Consider the following 22,317-nt stretch of genomic DNA (forward strand, 5'->3'; position numbering starts at 1 on the left):
CCGCGTCGCTCCCGCGCTGAGGGTGATCGGTTCGGGCGAGAGTTCCATTGCTCCTCCTCCATTGGGGGGGAATTCCAGCGTCCGCCCGATCGACGCTCGCCGCGCTCGGAGCCGGTGATATCGTCCCGGAATAACGCGGGAATCGGGGGGCCTCATGGAATCTCTCGTCGGTCACACCTTCGCTCACTACAAGATCGTCGGCCTGCTCGGGCAGGGCGGCATGGGCATGGTTTACGAAGCGGAAGACGCCGATCTCGGCCGCCGCGTCGCGGTCAAGGTCCTCTCGGCCTCACTCCAGGACGACCTCCCGATGCTCGAGCGCTTCAAGCGCGAGGCGCGCGCCGCCTCGGCGCTGAACCATCCGGGGATCTGCACGGTGTACGCGATCGAGCAGCAGGAGGGGCGGCCCTTCATCGTGATGGAGCTCATCAAGGGCTCGACGCTCGCCGAGAAGATGGGGCGGCAGCCCGTGCCGGTCCCCCAGATCCTCGACTACGGGATCCAGATCGCCGACGCGCTCGAGTCCGCCCACTCGAAGGGGATCGCGCACCGGGATCTGAAGCCCGCCAACATCATGATCAACGACCGCGGTCAGGTGAAGATCCTCGATTTCGGGCTCGCGAAGGTCGAGGCGGCGGCGGCCTCGTCGGAATCCGGCGAGGAAGTCTCCCAGCTCGTCACCGCCGTCGGCTCGGGACCCCTGACGACCGCCGGAACGGTGATGGGCACGGTGCACTACATGTCGCCCGAGCAGACGCGGGGGCAGCTCACCGACGCGCGGACCGATCTGTTCTCTCTCGGCGCCGTGCTCTACCAGATGGCCACCGGGGAGATGCCCTTCCAGGGCGACACCGACGCCGTCGTCTTCGACGCGATTCTGAACCGCCCCCCGAAGCCCCTGTCCGAGGTCAACCCCGCCCTCCCGGCCGAGCTCTCCCAGATCCTCGAGAAGGCCCTCGAGAAGGATCGGCAGCTGCGGTACCAGTCGGCGACGGATCTGAAGACGGACCTCCTGCGGCTCAAGCGAAAGCTCGAGTCCGGACAGAAGCATGCGGCCGAGCTCGCCGATTCGCGGCCGGGCGCGCGGCCGGTCGAGAAGTCGGTCGCCGTCCTCTACTTCGAGAACCTCGGCGGCCCGAAAGAAGACGAGTACTTCCGCGACGGGATCACGGAAGACATCATCACCGAGCTCTCGAAGATCGAGGGGCTGCGCGTCAACCAGCGATCGATGGTGCTCGGGTTCCGCGACAAGCCCGTGGTCGCCTCGCAGGTCGGCCAGCAGCTCGCCGTGTCGTACGTGCTCGAAGGGAGCCTGCGGCGCGCCGGCGACCGGCTGCGGATCACGGCGAAGCTCGTCGAGACCGCTTCGGGCTACGCCGTCTGGTCCGAGCGCTACGACCGCGAGATGAAGGACGTCTTCGAGGTCCAGGACGAGATCGCGCGGAAGATCGCCGAGGCGCTGCGGATCAAGCTGTCGCGGCAGGAGCAGGACGCGATCGCCTCGAAGCCGACCGACAACCTGCAGGCGTACGACCTGTACCTCCGCGGACGCAGCTACGCGCGCCGGCTCACGCGCCAGGATCTCGAGTTCGCGCTCCAGATGCTCGAGAACGCCGTTTCGCAGGATCCGAACTTCGCGCTGGCCTACGCCGCGATCGCCAACGTCTGCGCCTACTACCACGCCCACTACGCGCGCGAGGACGCCTGGATGCAGCGGGCGCGCGCGGCGGCCGAGCGCGCGATGACGCTCCATCCGGGACTTCCGGAGGTGATGGTCGCCCAGGCGTGGATCCTCTACGCCAAGGGGCAGTACGACGAGATGACGGTGATTCTCCGCAACGTGATCGCCCGAAAGCCCGACTGCGAAGGGGCGTACTACCTGCTGCTCCGCGGCCTGTACGCTTCGGGCAAGTACCAGGACGTCGCCAACATCGCCGAGCAGGCGATCGAGGCGAGCGGCACCGACTACAACGTGTACGTGCCGATCGCGAACTCGCTCGGCGCGCTGGGCAAGGCCGAGACGGAGAAGAACATGCGCCAGCGCGTCATCCAGGCGCTGGAGGCGCAACTCCGCGAGATCCCGGAGGACGCGCGCGCCCGGATCCTCCTCGGCGCCTACTACGCGGAGGACGGGCGCGTGGACGACGCGATGCGCGAGTCGAATCTCGCGATGACGCTCCGCCCCAACGAAGCGATGGTGCTGTACAACGCCGCCTGCACTTTCTGCACGATCAACAAGAAGCCCGAAGCGCTCGACGCGATCGTGAAAGCGTGGCGGGCCGGCTTCCGGGACGCCGACTGGGCGCGCCGCGACCCGACGCTCGCGCTGATCCACGACGAGCCCGAGTTCCAGAAGCTCTATCCGGAAAGGCCGGCGGCGGGCTGACCGGGCGAGCGGCGCCGGCGGCGGAATCTTCCCGGTCGCCGCTTTTCGATATGCTTCGGCCGAAGGAGCACTCATGAAGAAGATTTCCCTCGGCATCGCCCTGGCCATCGCGTTGCTCGGCGTTCCCGTTTCCGCGCGGGCGGCCGACTCGAACGAGGCGGCCATCAAGGACCTGAACGAGCAATGGGTGGCGGCGTGGAACGCTCACGACCCGAAGCGGATGGCGGCCGTGTGGGCCGATGACGTCAGCCTCATCAACCCGTTCGGGGTCAAGTGCAGCAACCGCGCCGAGGTGGAGAAGCTCTTCGAGCAGGAGCAGGGTGGCGTGATGAAGGCGAGCACGTACAAGATCGACTCGTTCACGCTGCGGAAGGCCTGCGACGACGTCATGATCGGAGACTGGGAGGCGACGGTCACCGGGATGATCGACCCGAACGGAAATCCGCTTCCGCCCTTTTCGCATCACGGCACGGCGGTGTACCAGAATCGCGGCGGGCACTGGGCCCTGACGATGGTCCGCGCCTTCCAGCCCCTGCCGCTTCCCGGCGCCGCGACGAAGTAGCGCCGGCGGTTCGATCGGTCCCTTCTCGTGCCGGGTTCGCCCGGCACGTTTCGTTCGTGCCCTGCGGGTGCCGGAACCGGGGAGGACGAGCGCCGGCGAACGCGAACGAAACCTGAACGGGGCGCGGCCGGGGAGTCGAAAAGGGAGGAGTTCGCCAAAGAAAAGAGGCCCCTCGCGGGGCCTCGTCGGGAAGGCGCTCGGGCGCCTCCGAATCTCGAATCAGCGGGCGTAGCTCGAGACCGTTTCGTAGGTCTCGACCTTGGGGGTTCCGTCGAGGAACACGGTCAGCTTCTCCAGGACCTGCGGGTAGGTCATGTTCTCGTAGTTCTCGGCGTTCTTCCGGTTGTCCCACAGGCTGATGAACTGGGCGCCCTTGGGATTGACGAGCGTGACTTCCTCTTCGAAACCGTTCTGTTTGCGGAGCATCGGAACGACTTCCTTCTCGAAGAGTTTCGTGAATTCCGTCTCCTTGCCGCTCTTGATCTGGAAATGGACGTTGCGGGCGAACTTCATGGGGCTTCTCCTGAGTTCCTTGTGTGGGTGTTCTCTTCATCGGGCAACCCGAGACGGAGGGCCGGTTTCGACAAGGTACCGGAACCGGTTTGGACCTCTGAAGGATCTTCACCATAGCATGGATCGCGGGCGATGGCGTGGATGCACGGCAATGATTCGCGCTTCGTGGACCGAGCGATTCGATGCCAGGCCGAGTCATCCGAGAAAGCGATGGGGAACGGTCCTTTTGTCGGCTCTCCTCGGGAACGCCTTCGTCGAGCTCGCGCGCGGGCGAACGCCGCCGAAGTCGTGCGGCGCGACGCCCCCACGTCAATCGTGTATTGATCGCCGCGCCCGGCATACACTCGGAAGATGGACGAAAGGCGCGTCCTGCTGACCGGAGCCACCGGATACGTGGGCGGCCGCCTCCTCGGGGAGCTCGAAAGGCGCGGCGTCCCTCTGCGCTGCTTCGTGCGGCGCGAAGGCGCGCTGCGGCGGCGCGTGTCGGCATCGACGGAGATCGTGGTCGGCGACGCGCTCGACCCCGGCGCCGTCGCGCGGGCGCTCGCCGGAGTTCGCGCGGCCTACTACCTGATCCATTCCATGGGGCAGGGGGAGGACTTCGCGGAGAAAGACCGACGGGCGGCGGGAATCTTCGGAGCGGCGGCGCGGGAAGCGGGGGTCTCGCGGATCATCTACCTCGGGGGGCTGGGCGGCGGCAGCCGCCTTTCCGAGCATCTCGAGAGCCGGCGGGAAACGGGAGAGATCCTGCGCGAATCCGGCGTCCCGGTCGTCCAGTTCGAAGCCTCGATCGTGATCGGCTCGGGGAGCCTCTCGTTCGAGATGATCCGCGCGCTCGTCGAGCGCCTGCCGGTGATGATCTGCCCGCGCTGGGTCGCCGTCGAGGCGCAGCCGATCGCCGTGGAAGACGTGATCGCCTACCTCGCCGACGCGCTCGACCTGCCGGCGGGCGCGGAACGCATCTACGAGATCGGCGGGCCGGAGCGCGTGACGTACGCCGGCCTCATGCGCGAGTACGCGCGGCAACGAGGGCTCCGGCGTCTCCTGCTCCCGGTTCCGGTCCTCACGCCCCGGCTGTCGAGCCTCTGGCTGGGGCTCGTGACGCCCCTCTATGCGCGGGTGGGACGGAAGCTGATCGAGAGCCTGCGCACGCCGTCCGTGGTCCGGGACGACGCCGCGCGAAGGGTGTTCCCGGTCGAGCCGCGCGGCGTCGCGGAGGCGATCCGGCGCGCGCTCGCCAACGAGGACGCCGCGTTCGCGCGCACGCGCTGGTCGGATCCGGTCTCGTCGTCCGCGCTCCTCGACCACGACGGCACGAAGAGAGCGGGCACCCGTCTCATCGACAGCCGGACGGCGAAGGTCGCGGCGCCGCCGTCCGCGGCCTTCGACGCGATTCGCCGGCTGGGCGGCGAGCGCGGCTGGTACTACGGGAACTGGCTCTGGGAGCTGCGGGGCTTCATCGATCTCCTCGTCGGGGGGGTGGGCGTCCGCCGGGGACGCCGCCACGAAAGCGAGCTCGAGGAGGGGGACGCCGTCGATTTCTGGCGCGTCGAGAAGATCGAAGAGGACCGGCTCCTCCGCCTGCGCGCCGAGATGAAGCTTCCCGGACGCGCGTGGCTCCAGTTCGAGACGACGCCGGCGGACGGAGGAACGGAGATCCGCCAGACCGCGATCTTCGACTCCGTCGGGCTCTTCGGCGCGCTCTACTGGTACGGGCTCTCCCCGCTTCACCGCCTGATCTTCTCCGGCATGCTCCGCGAGATCGCGCGGCGAACCGTCGCCGGCCCGGAACGAATCTCGCGGAGCCGCGAAGGGCGATAAAATCCGGTCAACATTCGTCTCTTGTGCCGTTTTCGAATGAAAGGAACATTCGCGATGTCGAAACGTGCGGGCGGCTTCATGATCATCATCGTTGGCGCCGCGGCGACCTCGGCCTTCGGGGCGGCGTCGTGGGTTTCCCAGGGCCCCTTCGGCGGCGCGGCCGATTCGGTCGCGCTCGACGCGAGCAACCACGCCGTCTACGCCGGCAATTTCGGCGGCGGCGTCCAGAAGAGCACCGACATGGGACTCCATTGGGCGCCGGCGAACACGGGACTCGGCAACACCACCGTGAACCTCCTGGCCGCGAGCCCGGCCGCGAGCGGACGCGTCGTCGTCGGGACCCAGAACGGCATCTGGCTCACGACGAACGGGGGCGAATCGTGGTCGGCGACCAACGTGATCGGGAAGCCCGGCGATTTCGAGGGGCCGGACGTTCGCGCGGTCGCGTTCTCGCCGTCGGACGCGACGAGGGTCTATGCCGCCCAGGACGGTTCGGCGGGTGTCTGGCGCTCGACGGACTCGGGCGCTCACTGGACCCCGAGCGCGGCCGGGATCACGGACGGATTCCTCGTGGCGATCGCGGTCGATCCGACGTCGGCGGACATCGTCTATACGAGCACGTTTTCGGGGCACCTGTTCCGGTCGACGGACGGCGGGGAGACCTGGGCGGAGTCGGATTCGGGCCTCCCGCACACCGACATCGACAGCATCCTGGTCGACCCGACGCAGCCGGCGACCGTCGTCGCGGGCACCGGAAACGGCCTGTACCGCAGCACCGACCACGGTGCGTCGTGGCACCCGGCCGCGGGCGGGCCGCCCGGCAACTCGGGCGACAAGGACCAGACCCCCTACGGCCTCTCCGCGGCGACGTTCGGGAACGTCCCGACGCTCTACGCCGCCTCGCATTTCGGAGGGCTCTTCGCGAGCACGGACCACGGCGCGACCTGGACGCGCATCGACCACGACCTCGCGGCGTTCGGGCCGTATGCCTTCGTCTTCGATACCTCGGCGGGGGTCGCCTATGCCGCGCTCGACGGCGATTTCGGCCACTCGCTCGATGGCGGCGTCACGTGGTCGATCGCGAACGACGGGTACGCCGCGCAGTACGTCCCCACCGTGGCCTTCGATCCCGACTCGCCGAACATCGTTTTCGCCGGCACCTGGGGCAACGGCGTGTTCCGGTCGACGGACTCGGGCAACACCTGGACCGCAACGAGCGTCCCCGCCTTCGTCCTGGGGCTGCTGTTCGATCGCCACGATCCGAACGTCGCGTATTTCGTCGGCGGGAACGAGGTCGGCATCATGAAGAGCACCGACGGCGGCCGATCCTGGAAGGCGATGAACAGCGGGCTGGGTCCGGTCGAGGAATTCCAGGCGCTGGCGCAGAGCGGCTCGGGAGACGTCCTCCTGACCGGGGATTTCCACGGGAACGTGTACCGTTCGACGGACGGCGGCGCCAGCTGGCACAAGGCCGTGACCGGGCTCAGCGCGTCGTCGATCAATTTTCTCGCGGCGGATCCGATCGCCGCGTTCACGTTCTTCGTCGCGACCGATTCGAAGATCTTCAGGACGACCGACGGAGGAGTCCACTGGGCGCCTTCCGGGTCGGGGTATCCGGGAGCGCCGGGCGCGATCCTCGTCGATCCCTTCTCCTCGGCGATCTTGCTCGCCGGCTCGCCGTCGGCGTACTTCACGCGGGGAACCGGAGCCTGGCGGTCCGTCAACGGCGGAATCTCCTGGACGTCCGTCGGAGGCGCGCTCCAGAACCAGACCGTCGAAACTTTCGCGGCCGATCCCGCTCACATGGGCGTGATCTACGCGGGCACCTTCGGCGGAGGCGTCTACCGAAGCACGGACCACGGAGCGACGTGGACACCATTCACGGCCGCGGGCCTCGTGAACGAGAACGTGGTCGGCCTCGCGGTCAGCCCGCACGGCTGGGCGCTGCAGGCGGGAACCGATTCGACGAGCACGTTCCGATACGACTTTCCCGGCCGGCACGTGATCGCGGGTCCCGGGACGGAAGCGGTCCCGAAGGTGCACCCGAGAGACTGATCTTTCCGGCGGCGCTCGCCGGTCCGGTCAGCGCGCTTCCGACTCGTTTCCCGTGCCCGCGAGGATTTCTTCCGGCAGACGACCCTTCATGAGCTCGCGGACGCCGCCCTCGACGACGAGGGCGGACGAGGTCGCCATCGCGACGCGCTTGCCATCGGCGTTGTCGACGTCGCAGGATGTGACGCGGAGCCGCCGGCCGCGGTGACGAACCGTGGCGGAGAACTTGAGGTCTCCGGAATCGACCAGGGCCGGCCTCGTGAACCGGATGTGCATGTCGAGCGTCGCGAACACGTCGCCGGCCGCGAGCGTCGAGTACACCGACGCTCCCATCGTGAACTCCGACGCCCACGCGAGGAGCCCCCCGTAGATTCCGGGACCGCCGTTCGAGAACCAGGCGGACGAGGGGACGACCGCCTCGACTCGGCCCTCCTCGATGCGCGTCGGCCGGTACCCGGTGAGCCGCCAGACGGGAAAGGGCTCGCGCGTCATCGATTTCCGCTGAAGGTCGATCGGCGTTCCGCGCGTGACTTCGTCGAGGCGGAAATACCCGTTCTCCGGTCCCGGCCGAAGCCAGGGATCCGGCGTCTCGGCCGGCGTCGGCTCGGGAGCGGAACGGCTCGTGAGCTCGGCCGGAACGTCCGTGATCAGGCAGCGGCTGCTCCCGAAGGCGAGCATCCGGCCGTCCTGGTCCGTGATCTGGACCATCGAGAGGCCGACCTGGTTTCCCGAGTGGACGGTTTCGGCGCGTCCGATCATGTTGGCCGTCTTTCGGCTCATCGGACGCACGAAAGACATGCTGAGCTCGGACGTCGTGATCGCCTTTCCCGGCGGAAGGGTCGTCCAGATCGCGGAGGCGAGAGGAGCATCGGCGAAGAGCGCGTACACGCCGCCCCAGTAGAGGCCGAAGCCGTCCTCCAGCCAGCGCGTGATCGGCATCGTGAACGTCGCCTTGCCCAGGCCGGCTTCGGTCGGTTTCATCCCGACGAGCCTCGAGATCGGAGGGCCGGGAAGCTCGCCCCGGATGAATCGCTTGAACGTCTCCAGGCCCGATTGCTGGAACGCCCGCGGGTCGGAGATCGCCCCTCGGAACGGTTCGTCGGTGACGTATTCCATCGCCTGCTCCCGTCGCGCGGTGGGGCTCGACGAGTTTCCCGATTCTAGCGCGCGGCCGCCCGCCGAACCGCGGAGAACGGGAATCGCGCGCGCCGTCGGAGTCCTTCCGCGGCCGCGCTTCAATCCGGGTGGCCCGTCCTCCCGTTCAGTGCGGCGTTTCGCGGAAGCGCGGGGAGGGGACCCATCCGCCGTGCTCCAGGAGGCGGCCGACCTCCCCGGAATCGGGTGGCGACGCCGCCGCGGAACGGCACCGATCGAGGATGCTCTGGTTGCGCGGCGAGTTCGGGTAGCGGGCGTCGAGGCGGCGTGCGATCTCGAGGGCCGCCGCGAACTTCTTCTCGGCGAGGAGGAGCTCGGCGAAGGAGAAGAGGAGCTCTTCGCGGAAAGGGTCGAGATCGAGCGCTTCCCGGTACTGGACGAGCGCCCGCCGCCGCCACAGCGGGTTGCGGGAGAGCGCGCCGCCGAGCTGGAAGCGATACTCGACGTTGTCCGGAAACAGGCGAACGCATTCCTGCAGGAGAACGATCGCCTCCGGGTAGTTTCCCTTCGCGAGCGACGCCAGAGCCTCGGTGTAGGCGGCGCGGGCGCGCTCGTCGCGCGCCTGCGGGTCGGCCTCCGCCGCCGCGTCCCAGGAGTCGGCGGACGGAAGGAAGGGGACGTCCTCCGCCGCCGACACGGCGCCCGACGACCCCGGGACGAACTCGATCAGTCCGCACGCGAGGAGGGTGTAGAGCGTCTGGGCGCCCTCCACGCGGGACCTGCCGAGACGAAGGATGTCGCGCAGCCGGGTCTTTCCGTCGCAGAGCGAAAGGAAATAGGCCTCTTCGGAGCTGAGCCGGAGCGACTGGAGCTCGGTCGTGAGGGGTGTGGCGCGGCCGAAGAACGCCGGGTCGCCGAGGGCCTTCACGTCGGGCTGGTTGACGGATTCCCGGCGGACCCCTTCGATGATCAGGGCCGCCGTCGGAAGGTCGAGCGAGACGTCGGAGTCGAGCTGTCCCGAGGAAGGAAGGAACCCGAAGTCGCCCTCGCGCCACGCGAAACAGGAGAAGAAGATCTCCTCGAAGTGACTCCGCGTCTCGGCGTCGAGGACGTTCCGCGACACCAGCCCCTTCTGGACGAGGATTTTCCCGATGCGCCCTCCGCGGCCGCCCTTGACGGAGTGCACCGCCTCTTCGAACTCCTCTTCGGGCAGCACGCCGTGAACGAGGAGCGCATCTCCGAGGCGCATTCCGGCTCGGGTGGAGTTGGCGGCCTTCAGCTCGCCGTCCACGAAGAAGAGGTGGATTCTTTCAGAGGGCCGGGCGAGCGTGAGCGTTCCCTTGGCCCGCCGCTGGACGATCCGATGGAGGACGAGCGGAACGGGGGTTTCTTCCAGGCGTCCGTCGAAACAGATTGCCGAGTTCAAACCTGACTCCGCGAGGTGCGCAAAAGTCTACCAGACGAAGCCGAATCCTTGCCGCGCACTCTTTCCAATGAGGGGGCAGCGTAGCGCCACCCGCACTCCGGCGCTTGATTCAATCGGCCCAGACGCCGGGCCGTTCCGTTGCGCGCGAAACGTCCTTTTTCTGAGCATTCCTCCGGCGCCGGCCGGACGACCGTGAACGGGCATTCCCGCCAGGGTTCCCCCCTGCGCGGAAGCCGCTACTTTTCCGGTTCGACGAGGACGAGGTCGCTCAATCCCCCCACCGCCGAGTGGGCGAGGTAGACGGCTCCGGGGTCGGTGACGGCCGGGTTGCGCGCACCGATCCGGGTCGGGACCGACGCGACGAGGGACAGCTTCCCCTGCGGATCGGCGTGCGCGATCGTGAGGCGTCCGGCCCTCGCGGCGCCCACGCAGAGGAGGTGCGTGCCGGGCGAGTAGTCGGGGAGGGAGCGGGACGAGAGATCGTCGCGGGCGCGACCCGTCAACCGCCCGAGACCGCCTTCAGGATGTCGGCCGCCTGCTGCTTCGTCGAGGCGTGGAGATCGCGCCAGACGATTTTCCCGTCCTTGACGAGGAACGACTGGCGACTCGCGAATCCGAGCGTCGTCGGCACGCCGAACGCCCGGATCACGTGCTTGTCGGAATCGGCGAGGAGCGTGAACGGAAGGTGGTACTTGTCGCGGAACGCCTTCTGCTCCTTCGGCGTGTCGGCGCTGACGCCCACGACGGTCACGCCCTTCCGGGCGAGATCGGCAAACGCGTCCCGCAGGCTGCACGCTTCCGCCGTGCACCCGGGTGTGTCGGCTTTCGGAAAGAAGTATACGAGCGTCCAGCCCGATCCGTAGAGCTGCCGGAGCGAGACGGGCCGACCGTCCTGGTCGACGGACTCCGCCTGCGGCGCGGCGTCGCCGACTTTCAGCGGCTCGGCGGCGGCGGCGCGGAGGAGCGACATGGAGGCTCCCAGGGCGGCGGCGAAAGCGATCATTCGTCGGTATTGCATGCTGAAATTATAAGGACCGTTCCGGCGCCCCTCGTCGCGTTCATCCGACCGGCCGGCGGCGCCGCACGCGGCGGCGGTATAGACTGCGGTCATGTCGAAGATCAATGGAGAAAAGGCCCGGTTTGCCGTGAATCGAAAGAAAAAGCTCCGCCGCCGCATCACCCGGCGGGCGTTGCCGACCCCGAAGAAGCCCGCGGAACCCCCCGCCGGTTCGTAGCCGCCGATCCCGCGGATGGCACATCCCGCGGATCGCCGAAGCGGCGCGGGACGCGCGTCCGCTGTCCGTGATAAGATGCCTTCGTTCTCGTTTTCGCTCGCCTTTCTTCCGTCACCGCTTTCGAGCCCGGCGGACTGACTTCCGAACGACAACCAACGAGAGGGTGCGCACGCGTCGGCGAGTGCCGCGCCGGACATCATCGCCGTCAGTCTTCGCCGAACTCGGCGCAGAAGGACCCATCATGAAAGTTTACGTAGGCAATCTCTCCCCGGAATCGACCGAACAGCAGCTCCGCGATCTGGGCGCGCCGTTCGGCAAGCTCGACAGCGTTGCGCTCATCATGGACAAAGCCACCGGCAAGGCCAAGGGTTTCGGCTTCCTCGAGTACCCCGCCGACGCCGAGGGCACCGCGGCGATTTCCGGGTTGAACGGCAAGGAAGTCGGCGGCAAGTCGCTGACCGTGAACGAGGCGCGCACGAAGTCGGCCCCCGCCTCCAACTGACACGCGGGTCTCGTATCTGCGGGAAGGGCGGGCCTCGTGCCCGTCCTTTTTTTGCGCGGACGGCGAGCTGAGGTTCCTGAGTCGCGAGTCAAGAGTCGGCACACAAGTCACAGGTTACGAGCCGCAAGTCTCGAGTCGAGGCCGTATCGAACCCCGCAGGCGTCAGAAGTCCGCGCGGCGCTCCGTGTTATGATGACATCTCTCGCATCGCTCGCCTTTCACAGCCTGGCTGCTGAATTCGAACGAAGAACATCGAGACGGGGGTTCCGGCGAAGATTCGCAGCGACCGTTCCCCGCATCCGGCGGCGCCCGGCAGAAAGGAAACACGGCACTTGACGAAATCCCGGTTCAACCATCCCCGATTCAGTCCGGCGGGAGAGGAGCGGATCCGCCGTTCCATGACGCGCGGCCATGGCGGCGACGATCCCCATCTCCCGATCCGAAAGCTGTCGGTCCGGCGCGACGGCGGCGCTTTCATTTCCTGGTTCGGTCCCGTCGACCACGGCTGCCCCGAGCACGAGGATGCTCTGTGGGAGATGGAAATCGACCTCCACGAGTTCAGCACGCGCAAGACGAAAAAGGCGCCGAAAGCCCGAAAGGCCTGACGATGTCGCACGACCCGCTCCTCGACAAGATCCGGGAGGTCCGCAGTCTCCTGTCGAATTTCAAGAGTGCTCTCGTGACCCAGAAGCGGTTCACCGACGCGACCGCGTCGATCTTCTGGGGGGAGGACAAGGCGTTCTGGGCCTTTCAGGCGGACCATGACCGGCGGAAGCACCAGGGGATCAGCGCCGCCGAGCGGGAGCGGCTGCTCGCCTTCGTCGATGAGAAGGCGGCCAAGTGGCAGCGGCTCTGCCGGCTCGCCGAGAGCGGCGAGCCGATCGAGAACGACGTTCTCGAGAGCTGAGCCCGCGGCGTCCGGGCCGGCGTCCGCCCTTGGCCGACCGCCGACCTCCCTCGAAACTCTCTGCCGAAAACCATCTGCATTCACAGAGGTTATGCCGATGGAGAGCGAATCCCGCCGGCCGGAGCACTGTGCCCGGACGCGGATGAGATAATCGTCGCCGGCTGCCCGTCGGCGCGGATACCGATCAGGGAGCTCACGAAATGGAAGCCCGTACCGACCGCCGCACGTTCGAGCCTCCGCCGAGGCGATTCCTTTCGCCGCGCGAAACGATCGACGTTCTTTCCAGGAGCCGGCAGGCCGCCTTCGGGATGGACGCATCCGAACACATCGTCTACTGGAACCGCCCGTGCGAAGCGTTTCTCGGCTATCCCGCCGTGAAAGTCCTCGGAAGACACTGCTTCGACGTGATCGCGGGGCGAGATGAGAACGGAAACCATTACTGCTCGCGCAACTGCCCGATTTCCCGTCAGGCGAGGAGCGAGGAGATGGTCCATCCCTTCACCCTCTTCGTCAAGGATGCCGAAGGAGCGGACCGCGCGGTCCGGTTCCGGACGTTCGCCATCCCCGCGGTTCGCGCGGAGCTCTCGGTCGTGGTCCACATCGTCGCCGAACGCGAGGTCGGGCTTTCGAAGACCGAGGCGGCTCTCGCGGCGACCTCGGCGAACGCGCCGGCCCCGCGATGGCCGATCCGGGGAGGGGCGGCGCCGATCCTCAACCTGACCACCCGCGAGCGGCAGATCATTCTGGGATTCGCCGAGGGCCTCTCGACGAGCAAGGTCGCCGAGAAGCTCGGGATCGCGGACGTGACCGTTCGCAACCACACGCAGCGGATCCTGCTGAAGTTCAACGTGCATTCGAAGCTCGCCGCCGTCGTGTACGCGTATCGGCACCAGCTTCTCTAGTCTCTAGTCTCTAGTCGCGAGTCGAAAGTCGTGGCACCCTCGATCAGGGACTCGCGACTCGGAACTTTCCGACTCGTGACTGCGCCGCGCCAGGAGGGCGGCGCCGGCGCGACCTACCAGCCGAGGGTGAAGACCGTGAGACCGATCGCGGCGATCAGGCCGCCGGCGGCGGCGTCGCCCCAGCGGTCGAGCCACGGCGCATGGAGACGGTGCGCTCCCGCGCGCGCCGGAAGCACGAAGGCGACCATCGTCGCCAGCGTCGCGACTTCGTAGAGCAGCACGATCGCCGCGGTCCGGGGCCCGCCGAGCGGAGCCGCCGCGAGGACGAGCGGAGCGACCGCCACGCAGGGATCCGCGGAGAAGAGGAGGAAGAGCGTCCAGGCGGTCGTGCGGGACGGGTCGTGGAGATGGTCGTAGTGCGAGTGCCGATGGCCGTGCAGGCGGGGCGGGATCGCCCGTCGGATTCCCCAGAGGGCGTACGCGACGCCGAACGCGATCAGGAGGAGCGGCGCGACGGCGCCGAGCTTCGCGCCGAACGCGGCGAGGACGCGGATTCCGAAGAAGGCGCCGGCGAGACCGATCGCCGCCGAAACGGTGACGTGTCCGATTCCGCAGAGGGCGGTCACGCGCGCGGTCCTTCCCGTCGACCAGCCGCGGGCTCGCGCGAGGGCCGCGAACGGCACCCAGTGGTCGGGCGCGGCGGTGTGGAGGCTTCCGACGGTGACCGCCGTCGCCGCGAGCGCCGGGAACATTGCGCCGCTCAATGCGGTCTCTCCGCGCCGAACTTCGGGGCGCGTTTCTCGAAGAACGCGCTCAGCCCTTCCCGGAAGTCGGCGCCGTCGGCGATCCGCGCGAGCGCCTCGATCTCCCGATCGAGGTGGAAATCGAGGCGATCGACGCCCGCCGCGGCGTTGACGAGCCCCTTCGCGATCCCGAGCGCTTCCGCGGGGCCGGCGGCGACCCGTCGGGCGACGTCGAGCGCGCGCTCGTCGAACCCCTCGGTCGGGAAGACGTCGTTGACGAGCTGCCAGTCGAGGGCCTTCTTCGCGTCGAGACGGGGATTCATCAGCACGAGCTCCATCGCGCGGCGAAGCCCGAGGAGGCGCGGCAGGAAGAACGTCGAGCTCTCGGCGCCCGTCAATCCCGTCTTTCCGTAGGCCCATTCGAAGCTCGCCCGTTCGGACGCGAACACGAGATCACACGCCATCGCGAGTCCGAATCCGCCGGCCGCCGCCACGCCGTCGACGGCCGCGAGGAAGGCTTTCGGCGCGCGCTTGATCTCCGAGATCGCGCTGTGGATGTACTCGAGGATCTGCTGGAAAACCGCGCCGTAGCCCCCCGCCTGCGGGCGGCCGTCCTGGAGATAGCCGAGGTCTTTCGCCTCGCCGCCGTCGCGGATGTATTTGAGGTCCGCGCCGCTGCAGAAGACTCCGCCTTCGCCGCGCAGGACGACGACCCGGACTTCGGGGTCGCGGGCACACTGGAGGCCGGCCCGGCGGAGCTCCTGCGCGGTTTCGACGTCGAGCGAATTGAACCGCTCGCGGCGCGCGATCGTGATGACGCCGATGCCGTTCTCCCGCTCGAGACGGATCGAGGTCACGGCCGCGACGCCTCCATCGCCGGAACCGGGACGAGATCGAGGTCCGGAGCCCTGCGACCCATGAAGGCATGGCGGACCGCGTCGACGGCGAGAGGCCCCCAGGCGTCGGCGAGCATCCATTCCTGATGCGCGCAGGCGTACGCCTTGACCGCGCGACGGTTGCCGTCGGCGAGGAGCTCGCGAACGAAGGGAGCGACGGGGTACGGCGCCGAGCGCCGGATCACCGGACCGGCGTCGACCTCCTCGGTCACCCAGTGCGAGGTCGCGCGGGTCTCCGGCTCGCCCGCGAGAATGGCGTCGGACACCGCCCGAAGCCCCGGGTATTTCGGCCGTCCGTCGGCGCCGAGAAGGCGGAGGTCGCTTCCGTGGATGTTGATCGCGCCTTCCGGGCCGGCGTCGAGGAGCGCGGGAGTCGCGACGTAGAGATACGACGAGAACAGGAGGAGGTCCGGTTCCCAGAGCCGAAGCAGGGCGGCGGCCTCCTCGTCGTATTCGCGGCGGACCGCCATGTCGGAGAGCGGCGCTTTTCGGCGGCGATAGAACTCGCGGATCGGATACGAGACGAACGGGACGTCGGCGTCGAGGAAGAGAGGCCGCGTCTCGAAGGCCGGCTCGCTCGAGAAGACGCAGGCGAGCTCCCACCGGCGGCCGAGCGCGGGGTCCGCGAGGAGATCGGCCGCGCCGGGGCACCGGTGCGACGAGAGCACCGCGACGCGCAGGGGACGGAGGAACGTCAGCATATGCGCGGGAGGGGCTCGCCCTCGGGCTCGGCGAGGAGCCTTCGTCCGAAGCCGGTGTCGAGGACGATCTGACCGGGGCGCTCGGCGAGACACGTGCCGACGATCGCGGCCTCCCGCCCGAGCGGGTGCGCGCGGAGCGTCTCGACGAGGAGCTCGGCGGCTTCGGGCGCGACGCCGATCACCGCTTTCCCTTCGTTGGCGACGTGGAGAGGGTCGATCCCGAGGAGATCGCCCGCGGCGCGGACCGCGTCGTGGACGGGAACTCTCGTCTCCTCGAGGAGGATGCCCACGCGGCTCTTGTCCGCCATCTCGTGGAGGGCCGAGGAGAGACCGCCGCGGGTCGGGTCCTTCATCGCGACGATCGACTCGCCCGCGGACTCGAGCGCCGCCCGGATCAGACCGTTGATCGGCGCGACGTCGGAGCGAAGATCGCCTTCGAGCGCGAGCTGGTGGCGCGCCGCCATGATCGCCAGCCCGTGATCGCCGATCGCGCCGGTGACGACGATCCGGTCTCCCGGACGCAGCCCGCAGTCGCGAACGATCCGGTTCGTGACCGCGACGCCGGTCGTGTTGAGCACGATGCCGTCGATCTCGCCGCGGCCCATGACTTTCGTGTCGCCGGTGACGATCGGCGCACCCGATTCCCGGCACGCCTCCGCCATCGAGGCGCGCACGCGCTCGAGATCGGTCCGCGGGAAGCCCTCCTCGAGGATCGCGCCGCAGGTGAGCGCGAGCACGTCGGTCGCGCCCATCATCGCGAGGTCGTTGACCGTGCCGCAGATCGACAGACGGCCGATGTCGCCGCCCGGAAAGAAGATCGGGTGCACGACGTGGGAGTCCGTCGTGACGACGACCCAGCGGTCGCCGATCCAGAGCGCGGCGCCGTCGTCCATCGCGAGCGGGCCGACGTCTTTCGGCGAGAGCTCCGGCGCGCCGTCGAGGAAGATGTCCTCGATCAGCGCGCGCATCGCGCGGCCGCCGGCGCCCTGCTTCAGCGTGACGCGTTCTTCGAGGAGGGCGAGGCCGGTTCTCCTCGAACCGGCGAGGTTCGCGGTCATAGTGCCCCCAGGTCGGGATGGCCGCCGTACTGGTGCCAGATCTTGCACGTGCCCTCGGAGGAAACCATGCACGCGCCGACGGGAGTGTCGGGCACGCATTCCTTCCCGAAGAGCTTGCAGTTCGACGGCGAGGCGATCCCGGACATGATGTCGCCGCAGATGCAGTCGGCGGTCAGAGCGGACGGCGCGTAGTCCCAGAGCGAGGCGAGGTCGATCGGGAACCGGCGGCGGGCGTCGAGATGGGCCCACTCGTCGCGAAGGCGCAGGTTCCCGTTCGGAACGTGAGCGATTCCGCGCCAGCGGCCGCCGACCGGGCGGAAGACGCTCCAGAGCTCTTCCTGCGCGCGGCGATTCCCTTCCTTCGTGACGCACCGGGGAAACATGTTGACGACCGCCGGCTCGCGGTCGCGGACGAGCTCGACCAGGCGCGCGAGTCCCGCGAGGATGTCGAGCGGTTCGAATCCCGCGACGACGACCGGAAGGCGGTGCTTCTCGGCGAACGCCTCGAAGATCCCCCAGCCGGTGATCGTCGCGGCGTGCCCGGCCGCGAGGAAGCCTTCGACCCGGTTCTCCGGCATTTCGGCGACGATCTCCATGACGGGCGGGATGTACTTGTGGGCGGAGAGGACCGAGAAGTTCTTCGGCGGATTCGAGCGGATCACGGCGGCCGTCGCGACCGCGGTCGTCTCGAATCCCGTCGCGAAGAAGACGACCTCGCGGTCCGTCGAGCGCGCGAGCTCGACGGCCTGGCTCGCGCTGTAGACGACCGCGACGTCGGCCCCGTCGGCCTGCGCGTCGTTCAACGACTGCACGGTGCCGCGCACCTTCAGCATGTCGCCGTACGAGGCGATGAGCAGTCCCTGCCGCGCGAGCGCGACCCCTTCGTCCACTTCGGGCATGTCGGTGATGCAGACGGGGCATCCGGGCCCCATGATGACGTTCAGGTCTTTCGGAAATGTCGCGCGGAGACCGAACTTCGCGATCGCCTGCTCGTGACTTCCGCAGACGTGCATCACGGAGACGGGAGACCGTCCGATCTCCTTCGTCACCCGGGCGATCGTTCCGGCGAGCTTCCGGGCCGTTTCGGGATCCCGGAACTTCAGCTGGCGGATCGCCGAATCGAGCCGGGATTCGGCCGCGGTCGGGAGAGCGTCAGGCATTGCCGACCTTCGTCCCCGCGATCTCGCCGCGCACGTCGGCGGCCATCAGGTCGTCGGCGCCCGCTTCCCGGAGCAATCCCTCGTAGAGGGCGAGCGTCCCGCCGATGTCTTCTTCGGGAATCCGCCGGATCGCGAAACCGACGTGGTTCAGGATGTAGTCGCCGGGCCCGACCGGCTCGTCGACGATGTCGAGCGAGACCTGGCGGCGGACGCCGAAGAAATCGACGACCGCGAAGGGCCCGTCGACGGAGATCACTTTTCCGGGAACGCCGAGACACATCATTCACCTCCGGAGGCAACGAGCTCGTGAACGTTTACGCCGCCGGCCGCGGCGGAGCCTTTCGCGCATCGGGCCGCCGCGACGACCGCCTGGCCGAGCGCGATGCCGCCGTCGCCCGTCGGGACGCGCCGCTGGAGAAGCGCGGCGATTCCGGAGCGTCCGAGATGGTCGAGCGATCGCTCGGCGAGGAGCGAGTTCTGGAAGCAGCCGCCGGTCAGGACCACGGGAAGGTCGCCGCGCGTCTCGACGGCATGGTGGACGAGCGCGGCCGTGGCGGCGGCGACCGTCTCGTGGAAACGTCCCGAGATCGTGGCCGGGGGAGCGCCCGCGAGGAAGTCCGCGACCGCCGCCCGCACCGTCGGGCGAAGGTCGAGCTCCCACGGCGTTTGCGAACGCGTGATCGCGTAAGCGTAGGCGCGCCGCTCGTCGGGATTGGCCGCGACGTTCCAGGCGAGAGCGACCTGCCCCTCGTGCCGGGCGAAAGGCCGGCCGAGGAAGAGAGCGCCGAAACCGTCGAAATATCTTCCGACGCCGCGCGCGAGCGGGGTGTGGATCCGCTCGGCGACGAGCTTCCGGACGACCGCCACGGCCCGCGGACCGAGACGGTCGAAGAGCGGGAGCCGGTCCGTCGGCGCGCCCTCGGGGAAAGCGTCCTCGAGGAGCGCGAGCGCGACGCGCCACGGCTCGCGGATCGCGGCCTCCCCGCCGGCGAGGGGAACGGGCCGCCAGGTCGCGATCCGCTCGAATTCCCCGAAGTCCGCGACGAGGATCTCGCCGCCCCACGCGGTGCCGTCGGTGCCGTACCCCGTTCCGTCGTAGGCGACGCCGATCGCCCTTCCGGCGATTCCGTGCTCCGCCATCGCGCTCGCGACGTGAGCGTGGTGATGCTGGACGGCGATGCGGCGCCCGTCGCGCCGGCGCGCGTAGTCGGTCGAGGCGTATTCCGGATGGAGGTCGTGGGCGATGATCTTCGCCTCGACGCGGAGGAACTTCTCCATGCGGGCGACGGCGTCCTCGAAGGCGCCGAGCGTCTCGAGGTTCTCGAGGTCTCCGATGTGCGGTCCGAGATACGCGGAGGAGCCGAGGCCGATCGCGAAGGTATTCTTCAGATGCGCCCCGCACGCGAGGACCGGCTCCGCGAACGGGACCGCGACGGGCACTTCGCGGGGAACCCAGCCGCGCGACCGGCGCATCAGCATCGGCCCGCCCGCGACGACCCGCGCGACCGAGTCGTCGCAGCGCGAGGCGATCTCGCGGTCGTGGACGAGGAATCCGTCGGCGAGCCGGCCGAGGCGCGCGAGCGCTTCCGCGTTGCCGCAGGCGATCGGCTCCTCGGAGAGGTTTCCGGACGTCATGACGAGGGGGCGTCCCGCCGCCTCCAGAAGGAGATGGTGGAGCGGCGTGTAGGCGAGCATCAGTCCGACGAACGGGTTGTCGGGGGCGACTTCGGGCGCCAGACGCGAGTCTTCGCGCCGCACGACCAGCACGATCGGCCGCTCCCGGGACGAAAGGAGCGCGCGCTCGTCGTCCGACAGGATCGCGAGCTTTTCCGCCTCCTCGATCGTCCGCACCATGACGGCGAACGGCTTCTCCTCGCGGCGCTTGCGCCGCCGCAGCAGGTCGACCGCCCGGCTCGAGCGCGCGTCGCACGCGAGATGGAACCCGCCGAGTCCCTTGATCGCGACGGTCCCCCCCCCGAGGAGGATCGCGGCGGCGCCGTCGATCGGATCCGCACCGCGGACCGGTTCGCCGACGGCGGCGCGGGCGCCCGTCGCGGAGGCGGAGAGGAGCGAGAGCCGCGGGCCGCAGACGGGACACGCGTTCGGCTGCGCATGGAAACGACGGTCGGCCGGGTCCTCGTATTCTCTCCGGCAGTCGGGGCACATCGGAAAGGAGGACATCGTGGTCGCGGGCCGGTCGTACGGGACCGCCTCGGCGATCGTGAACCTCGGGCCGCAGTTCGTGCAGTTGGTGAACGCATAGCGATAACGGCGATCGCCCGGATCGAAGATCTCGGAAAGACACGCGTCGCAGGTCGCCATGTCGGGCGGGAGAGAAACGCGAAGGCCCTCGGTTTCACGGCTCGAAACGATCACGAACTCGCGCCCCGGCTCCGGCGGTATCGGGCGCGATTCGACCGCGCGGATCTCGGCGGCCGGCGGCGGGGACGTGCGGATCCCGAGCAGGAAACTCTCGATCGCCGATTCGCGGCCGAAGGCGTCGATCGTGACGCCGCGCGAGTCGTTCGAGACGCGCCCGGCGATGCCGTTTTCGCGCGCGAGCCGCCAGACCCAGGGCCGGAATCCGACCCCCTGGACCGTGCCCTGGATCTCGATGCGAATCCCGGTCTCGTTCACTGCCCCGACGTTAGGCGCGGGGCTCGCGGCCCGGGAGGTGCGAATGCATCAATCTGCGCAAATCGCTCACGGCGCGAGAGGACGAGAGGCGGTCCGAATGGGCGCGGATCCCGCTGAGCGGGGACGAGATCGGCGCCTAACCGACGACAATGCGTTCGCCGTCGACGATGGCGGGCACGAGGCGGAGCGGGTACGGCGGCGGTCCCGCGACCGGGTTTCCATTCTCGTCGAACCGGCCGTCGTGGCACGCACAGAGATAGCGGCGCGAAGCCGGCTCCCACTTCACGACGCAGCCCGTGTGCGTGCAGCGAAGGAGACGCGCGGTCACCCCGCTCTCTTCGCGGAAGACCTCCACCGGGTTCTCGCCGACCATGACGGTGACGCGGCGCCCGCCGGCGAGGTCGGATGATGCCACCACGATCTGCCCGGACTTCACCGACCCGCCGCCTCCGTTCGCGCAGGCGCCCGAGGCCAGCTCCGCCGCGATCAGCATTCCGGCGCCGCCGAGGATCCGCCGCCGGTCGATTTCGGTCATCGTGAGGCGAGCGCGGGAGCGCCGCGCTTTTCGGCGAGCGCGTTTTCGAGGAGCGCGTACCAGGCGTCCATGCCCGCGCCGGTGCGAGAGGACGTGACGAGAAAGGCGCCCGACGGGTTGAGCGCCGCGACCTGGTCGCGGACCGCACCCAGATCGAATTCCACGTGCTCGAGGAGATCGGCCTTCGTGACGACGGTCACGGCGGCGCGCGCGAAGATCGCCGGATACTTGAACGGCTTGTCGTCGCCTTCGGTGACCGACAGGAGCGCGACCTTGAAGTCCTCGCCGAGATCGTAGGAGGTCGGGCAGATCAGATTCCCGACGTTCTCGATCAGGAGGAGGTCGAGCGTCGAGAGGCGTCCGTTCTCCTCCGCGAGCGCTTTCTCGATCTGCCGCGCGTCGAGATGGCAGGCGCCCCCCGTCAGGATCTGGCGCGCCGGGATTCCCTGGCGCCGGAGGCGATCCGCATCCCGCTCCGTCGCGATGTCGCCGTCGAGCGCGCCGAGCCGGAGCCGGTCGCGCAGCGCCCGGGCCGTCGCTTCGAGGAAGGTCGTCTTTCCCGAGCCGGGGGAGGAGATGAGGTTCACGACGAGGGTTCCCGTCAGACGGAAACCGCTTCGCAGCGATTCGGCGGCCGCGGCGTTGGTCGCGAGCACCTTCTGGCGAACGTCGATCTCGGTCATGCGTCTCCTCCTTCGAAAGCCACGCTCCGCACGTCGAGCTCGTCGCCGCCGGTGACGGCGAGCGCGTCGCCGCAGATCGGGCAGAGGCGGAGCCAGCTCCCCGGAGCGCGCTCCGCGATCTCGCCGCAGGCGGCGCAACGCTGCGTCGCCCGCCGCCATTCGACGACGAGCCGGGCTCGGGCGTCGGGAGTTCCGGAGACGACCGCCTCCCACGCGAACCCCAGGAGCTCCGGTTCGACCGCCGAAAGTTCCCCGACGACGAGAGTGACCGATTCGATCGCGCCCCCGCCCCGGGCGTCGGCGGCGTCCCGGGCGATACGGTACGCGTCGGCCGCGAGGCCGGTCTCGTGCATCAGATTTTCCCTTTCGCGCGCGGCATTTCGATCGGAGTATGCGTTCGCTCCTCCCGGCCCGACTGATGCAAATGCTTCGTTCGATCCCGATGGAAATGATGAATTTGCATTTTGGCCGCCAGTTCGAGCGGGGCGCATCGTTCGATTACA

24 protein-coding genes are annotated in these 22,317 nt (G+C 68.8%); 9 read left to right on the plus strand and 15 right to left on the minus strand.

Going from position 1 to position 22,317, the window contains the following annotated elements:
• Positions 1-154 precede the first annotated feature (154 nt).
• The gene (locus VFS34_13845) at positions 155-2,386 is read left to right on the plus strand and encodes a protein kinase (protein ID HET9795531.1); all 2,232 of its coding nucleotides are present in this window, start codon (positions 155-157) and stop codon (positions 2,384-2,386) included.
• A 73-nt stretch (positions 2,387-2,459) separates the two neighbouring features.
• On the plus strand, positions 2,460-2,948 hold the full coding sequence (locus VFS34_13850; protein HET9795532.1) for a nuclear transport factor 2 family protein: 489 nt from the start codon (positions 2,460-2,462) through the stop codon (positions 2,946-2,948).
• A 219-nt stretch (positions 2,949-3,167) separates the two neighbouring features.
• Here VFS34_13850 and VFS34_13855 read toward each other — a convergent pair whose 3' ends face one another.
• Complete coding sequence (locus VFS34_13855) at positions 3,168-3,461, minus strand: hypothetical protein (protein ID HET9795533.1); 294 nt, start codon at positions 3,459-3,461, stop codon at positions 3,168-3,170.
• Between the two features lie 351 nt (positions 3,462-3,812).
• On the opposite strand from VFS34_13855, the gene VFS34_13860 reads away from it, so the two are divergent.
• Both VFS34_13860 and VFS34_13865 read left to right on the plus strand, forming a co-directional pair.
• Positions 3,813-5,282, plus strand: coding sequence for an SDR family oxidoreductase (locus tag VFS34_13860; GenBank protein ID HET9795534.1), 1,470 nt, complete (start codon positions 3,813-3,815; stop codon positions 5,280-5,282).
• A gap of 78 nt (positions 5,283-5,360) precedes the next feature.
• Positions 5,361-7,337, plus strand: a complete 1,977-nt coding sequence (locus VFS34_13865) for a hypothetical protein (GenBank protein ID HET9795535.1) — start codon at positions 5,361-5,363, stop codon at positions 7,335-7,337.
• A 27-nt stretch (positions 7,338-7,364) separates the two neighbouring features.
• Here the strand turns inward: VFS34_13865 and VFS34_13870 are convergent, their stop codons facing one another.
• The 4 genes from VFS34_13870 to VFS34_13885 form a co-directional block, all read right to left on the minus strand.
• The gene (locus VFS34_13870; protein ID HET9795536.1) at positions 7,365-8,450 is read right to left on the minus strand and encodes a PaaI family thioesterase; all 1,086 of its coding nucleotides are present in this window, start codon (positions 8,448-8,450) and stop codon (positions 7,365-7,367) included.
• A 145-nt stretch (positions 8,451-8,595) separates the two neighbouring features.
• Positions 8,596-9,855 carry a DUF4388 domain-containing protein gene (locus VFS34_13875; protein HET9795537.1) on the minus strand — a complete coding sequence of 420 codons (1,260 nt, stop codon included), beginning with the start codon at positions 9,853-9,855 and terminating at the stop codon, positions 8,596-8,598.
• 236 nt (positions 9,856-10,091) lie between these two features.
• Complete coding sequence (locus VFS34_13880; protein ID HET9795538.1) at positions 10,092-10,358, minus strand: hypothetical protein; 267 nt, start codon at positions 10,356-10,358, stop codon at positions 10,092-10,094.
• Positions 10,355-10,873 carry a peroxiredoxin gene (locus tag VFS34_13885; GenBank protein ID HET9795539.1) on the minus strand — a complete coding sequence of 173 codons (519 nt, stop codon included), beginning with the start codon at positions 10,871-10,873 and terminating at the stop codon, positions 10,355-10,357. The genes VFS34_13880 and VFS34_13885 overlap by 4 nt, the downstream gene beginning before the upstream one ends.
• A gap of 91 nt (positions 10,874-10,964) precedes the next feature.
• Here VFS34_13885 and VFS34_13890 point away from each other — a divergent pair, with 91 nt between their 5' ends.
• From VFS34_13890 to VFS34_13910, 5 genes are all read left to right on the plus strand, one after another.
• On the plus strand, positions 10,965-11,090 hold the full coding sequence (locus tag VFS34_13890; protein HET9795540.1) for a hypothetical protein: 126 nt from the start codon (positions 10,965-10,967) through the stop codon (positions 11,088-11,090).
• A 241-nt stretch (positions 11,091-11,331) separates the two neighbouring features.
• Positions 11,332-11,592 (plus strand): RNA-binding protein, encoded by a 261-nt coding sequence (locus VFS34_13895; protein HET9795541.1) that lies wholly within the window; start codon positions 11,332-11,334, stop codon positions 11,590-11,592.
• Between the two features lie 332 nt (positions 11,593-11,924).
• The gene (locus tag VFS34_13900; GenBank protein HET9795542.1) at positions 11,925-12,197 is read left to right on the plus strand and encodes a hypothetical protein; all 273 of its coding nucleotides are present in this window, start codon (positions 11,925-11,927) and stop codon (positions 12,195-12,197) included.
• A gap of 2 nt (positions 12,198-12,199) precedes the next feature.
• Positions 12,200-12,499, plus strand: coding sequence for a hypothetical protein (locus VFS34_13905; GenBank protein HET9795543.1), 300 nt, complete (start codon positions 12,200-12,202; stop codon positions 12,497-12,499).
• Between the two features lie 200 nt (positions 12,500-12,699).
• A complete protein-coding gene (locus tag VFS34_13910) occupies positions 12,700-13,401 on the plus strand; it encodes a LuxR C-terminal-related transcriptional regulator (GenBank protein ID HET9795544.1) in 702 nt (233 codons plus the stop codon).
• Positions 13,402-13,514: 113 nt separating this feature from the next.
• Here VFS34_13910 and VFS34_13915 read toward each other — a convergent pair whose 3' ends face one another.
• From VFS34_13915 to VFS34_13960, 10 genes are all read right to left on the minus strand, one after another.
• Positions 13,515-14,165 (minus strand): hypothetical protein, encoded by a 651-nt coding sequence (locus VFS34_13915; GenBank protein ID HET9795545.1) that lies wholly within the window; start codon positions 14,163-14,165, stop codon positions 13,515-13,517.
• Positions 14,162-15,001: an enoyl-CoA hydratase-related protein gene (locus VFS34_13920; protein HET9795546.1), complete on the minus strand. Its 840-nt coding sequence runs from the start codon at positions 14,999-15,001 to the stop codon at positions 14,162-14,164. Before VFS34_13920 ends, VFS34_13915 begins: the two co-directional genes overlap by 4 nt.
• Positions 14,998-15,741 carry a formyltransferase family protein gene (locus tag VFS34_13925; protein ID HET9795547.1) on the minus strand — a complete coding sequence of 248 codons (744 nt, stop codon included), beginning with the start codon at positions 15,739-15,741 and terminating at the stop codon, positions 14,998-15,000. The genes VFS34_13920 and VFS34_13925 overlap by 4 nt, the downstream gene beginning before the upstream one ends.
• Positions 15,735-16,799, minus strand: a complete 1,065-nt coding sequence (gene hypE / locus VFS34_13930) for a hydrogenase expression/formation protein HypE (protein HET9795548.1) — start codon at positions 16,797-16,799, stop codon at positions 15,735-15,737. Before hypE ends, VFS34_13925 begins: the two co-directional genes overlap by 7 nt.
• Positions 16,796-17,959 carry a hydrogenase formation protein HypD gene (hypD, locus tag VFS34_13935; GenBank protein HET9795549.1) on the minus strand — a complete coding sequence of 388 codons (1,164 nt, stop codon included), beginning with the start codon at positions 17,957-17,959 and terminating at the stop codon, positions 16,796-16,798. Before hypD ends, hypE begins: the two co-directional genes overlap by 4 nt.
• Complete coding sequence (locus VFS34_13940) at positions 17,952-18,239, minus strand: HypC/HybG/HupF family hydrogenase formation chaperone (protein ID HET9795550.1); 288 nt, start codon at positions 18,237-18,239, stop codon at positions 17,952-17,954. Before VFS34_13940 ends, hypD begins: the two co-directional genes overlap by 8 nt.
• Positions 18,239-20,596 (minus strand): carbamoyltransferase HypF, encoded by a 2,358-nt coding sequence (hypF, locus tag VFS34_13945; protein HET9795551.1) that lies wholly within the window; start codon positions 20,594-20,596, stop codon positions 18,239-18,241. Before hypF ends, VFS34_13940 begins: the two co-directional genes overlap by 1 nt.
• Positions 20,597-20,732: 136 nt before the next feature.
• Positions 20,733-21,131: a Rieske 2Fe-2S domain-containing protein gene (locus tag VFS34_13950; protein HET9795552.1), complete on the minus strand. Its 399-nt coding sequence runs from the start codon at positions 21,129-21,131 to the stop codon at positions 20,733-20,735.
• Positions 21,128-21,814, minus strand: a complete 687-nt coding sequence (hypB, locus tag VFS34_13955) for a hydrogenase nickel incorporation protein HypB (GenBank protein HET9795553.1) — start codon at positions 21,812-21,814, stop codon at positions 21,128-21,130. Before hypB ends, VFS34_13950 begins: the two co-directional genes overlap by 4 nt.
• Positions 21,811-22,167, minus strand: a complete 357-nt coding sequence (locus VFS34_13960) for a hydrogenase maturation nickel metallochaperone HypA (GenBank protein HET9795554.1) — start codon at positions 22,165-22,167, stop codon at positions 21,811-21,813. Before VFS34_13960 ends, hypB begins: the two co-directional genes overlap by 4 nt.
• Between the last annotated feature and the right edge of the window lie 150 nt (positions 22,168-22,317).

The sequence above is a fragment of the Thermoanaerobaculia bacterium genome, from assembly GCA_035717485.1.
Taxonomy (GTDB): domain Bacteria; phylum Acidobacteriota; class Thermoanaerobaculia; order UBA5066; family DATFVB01; genus DATFVB01.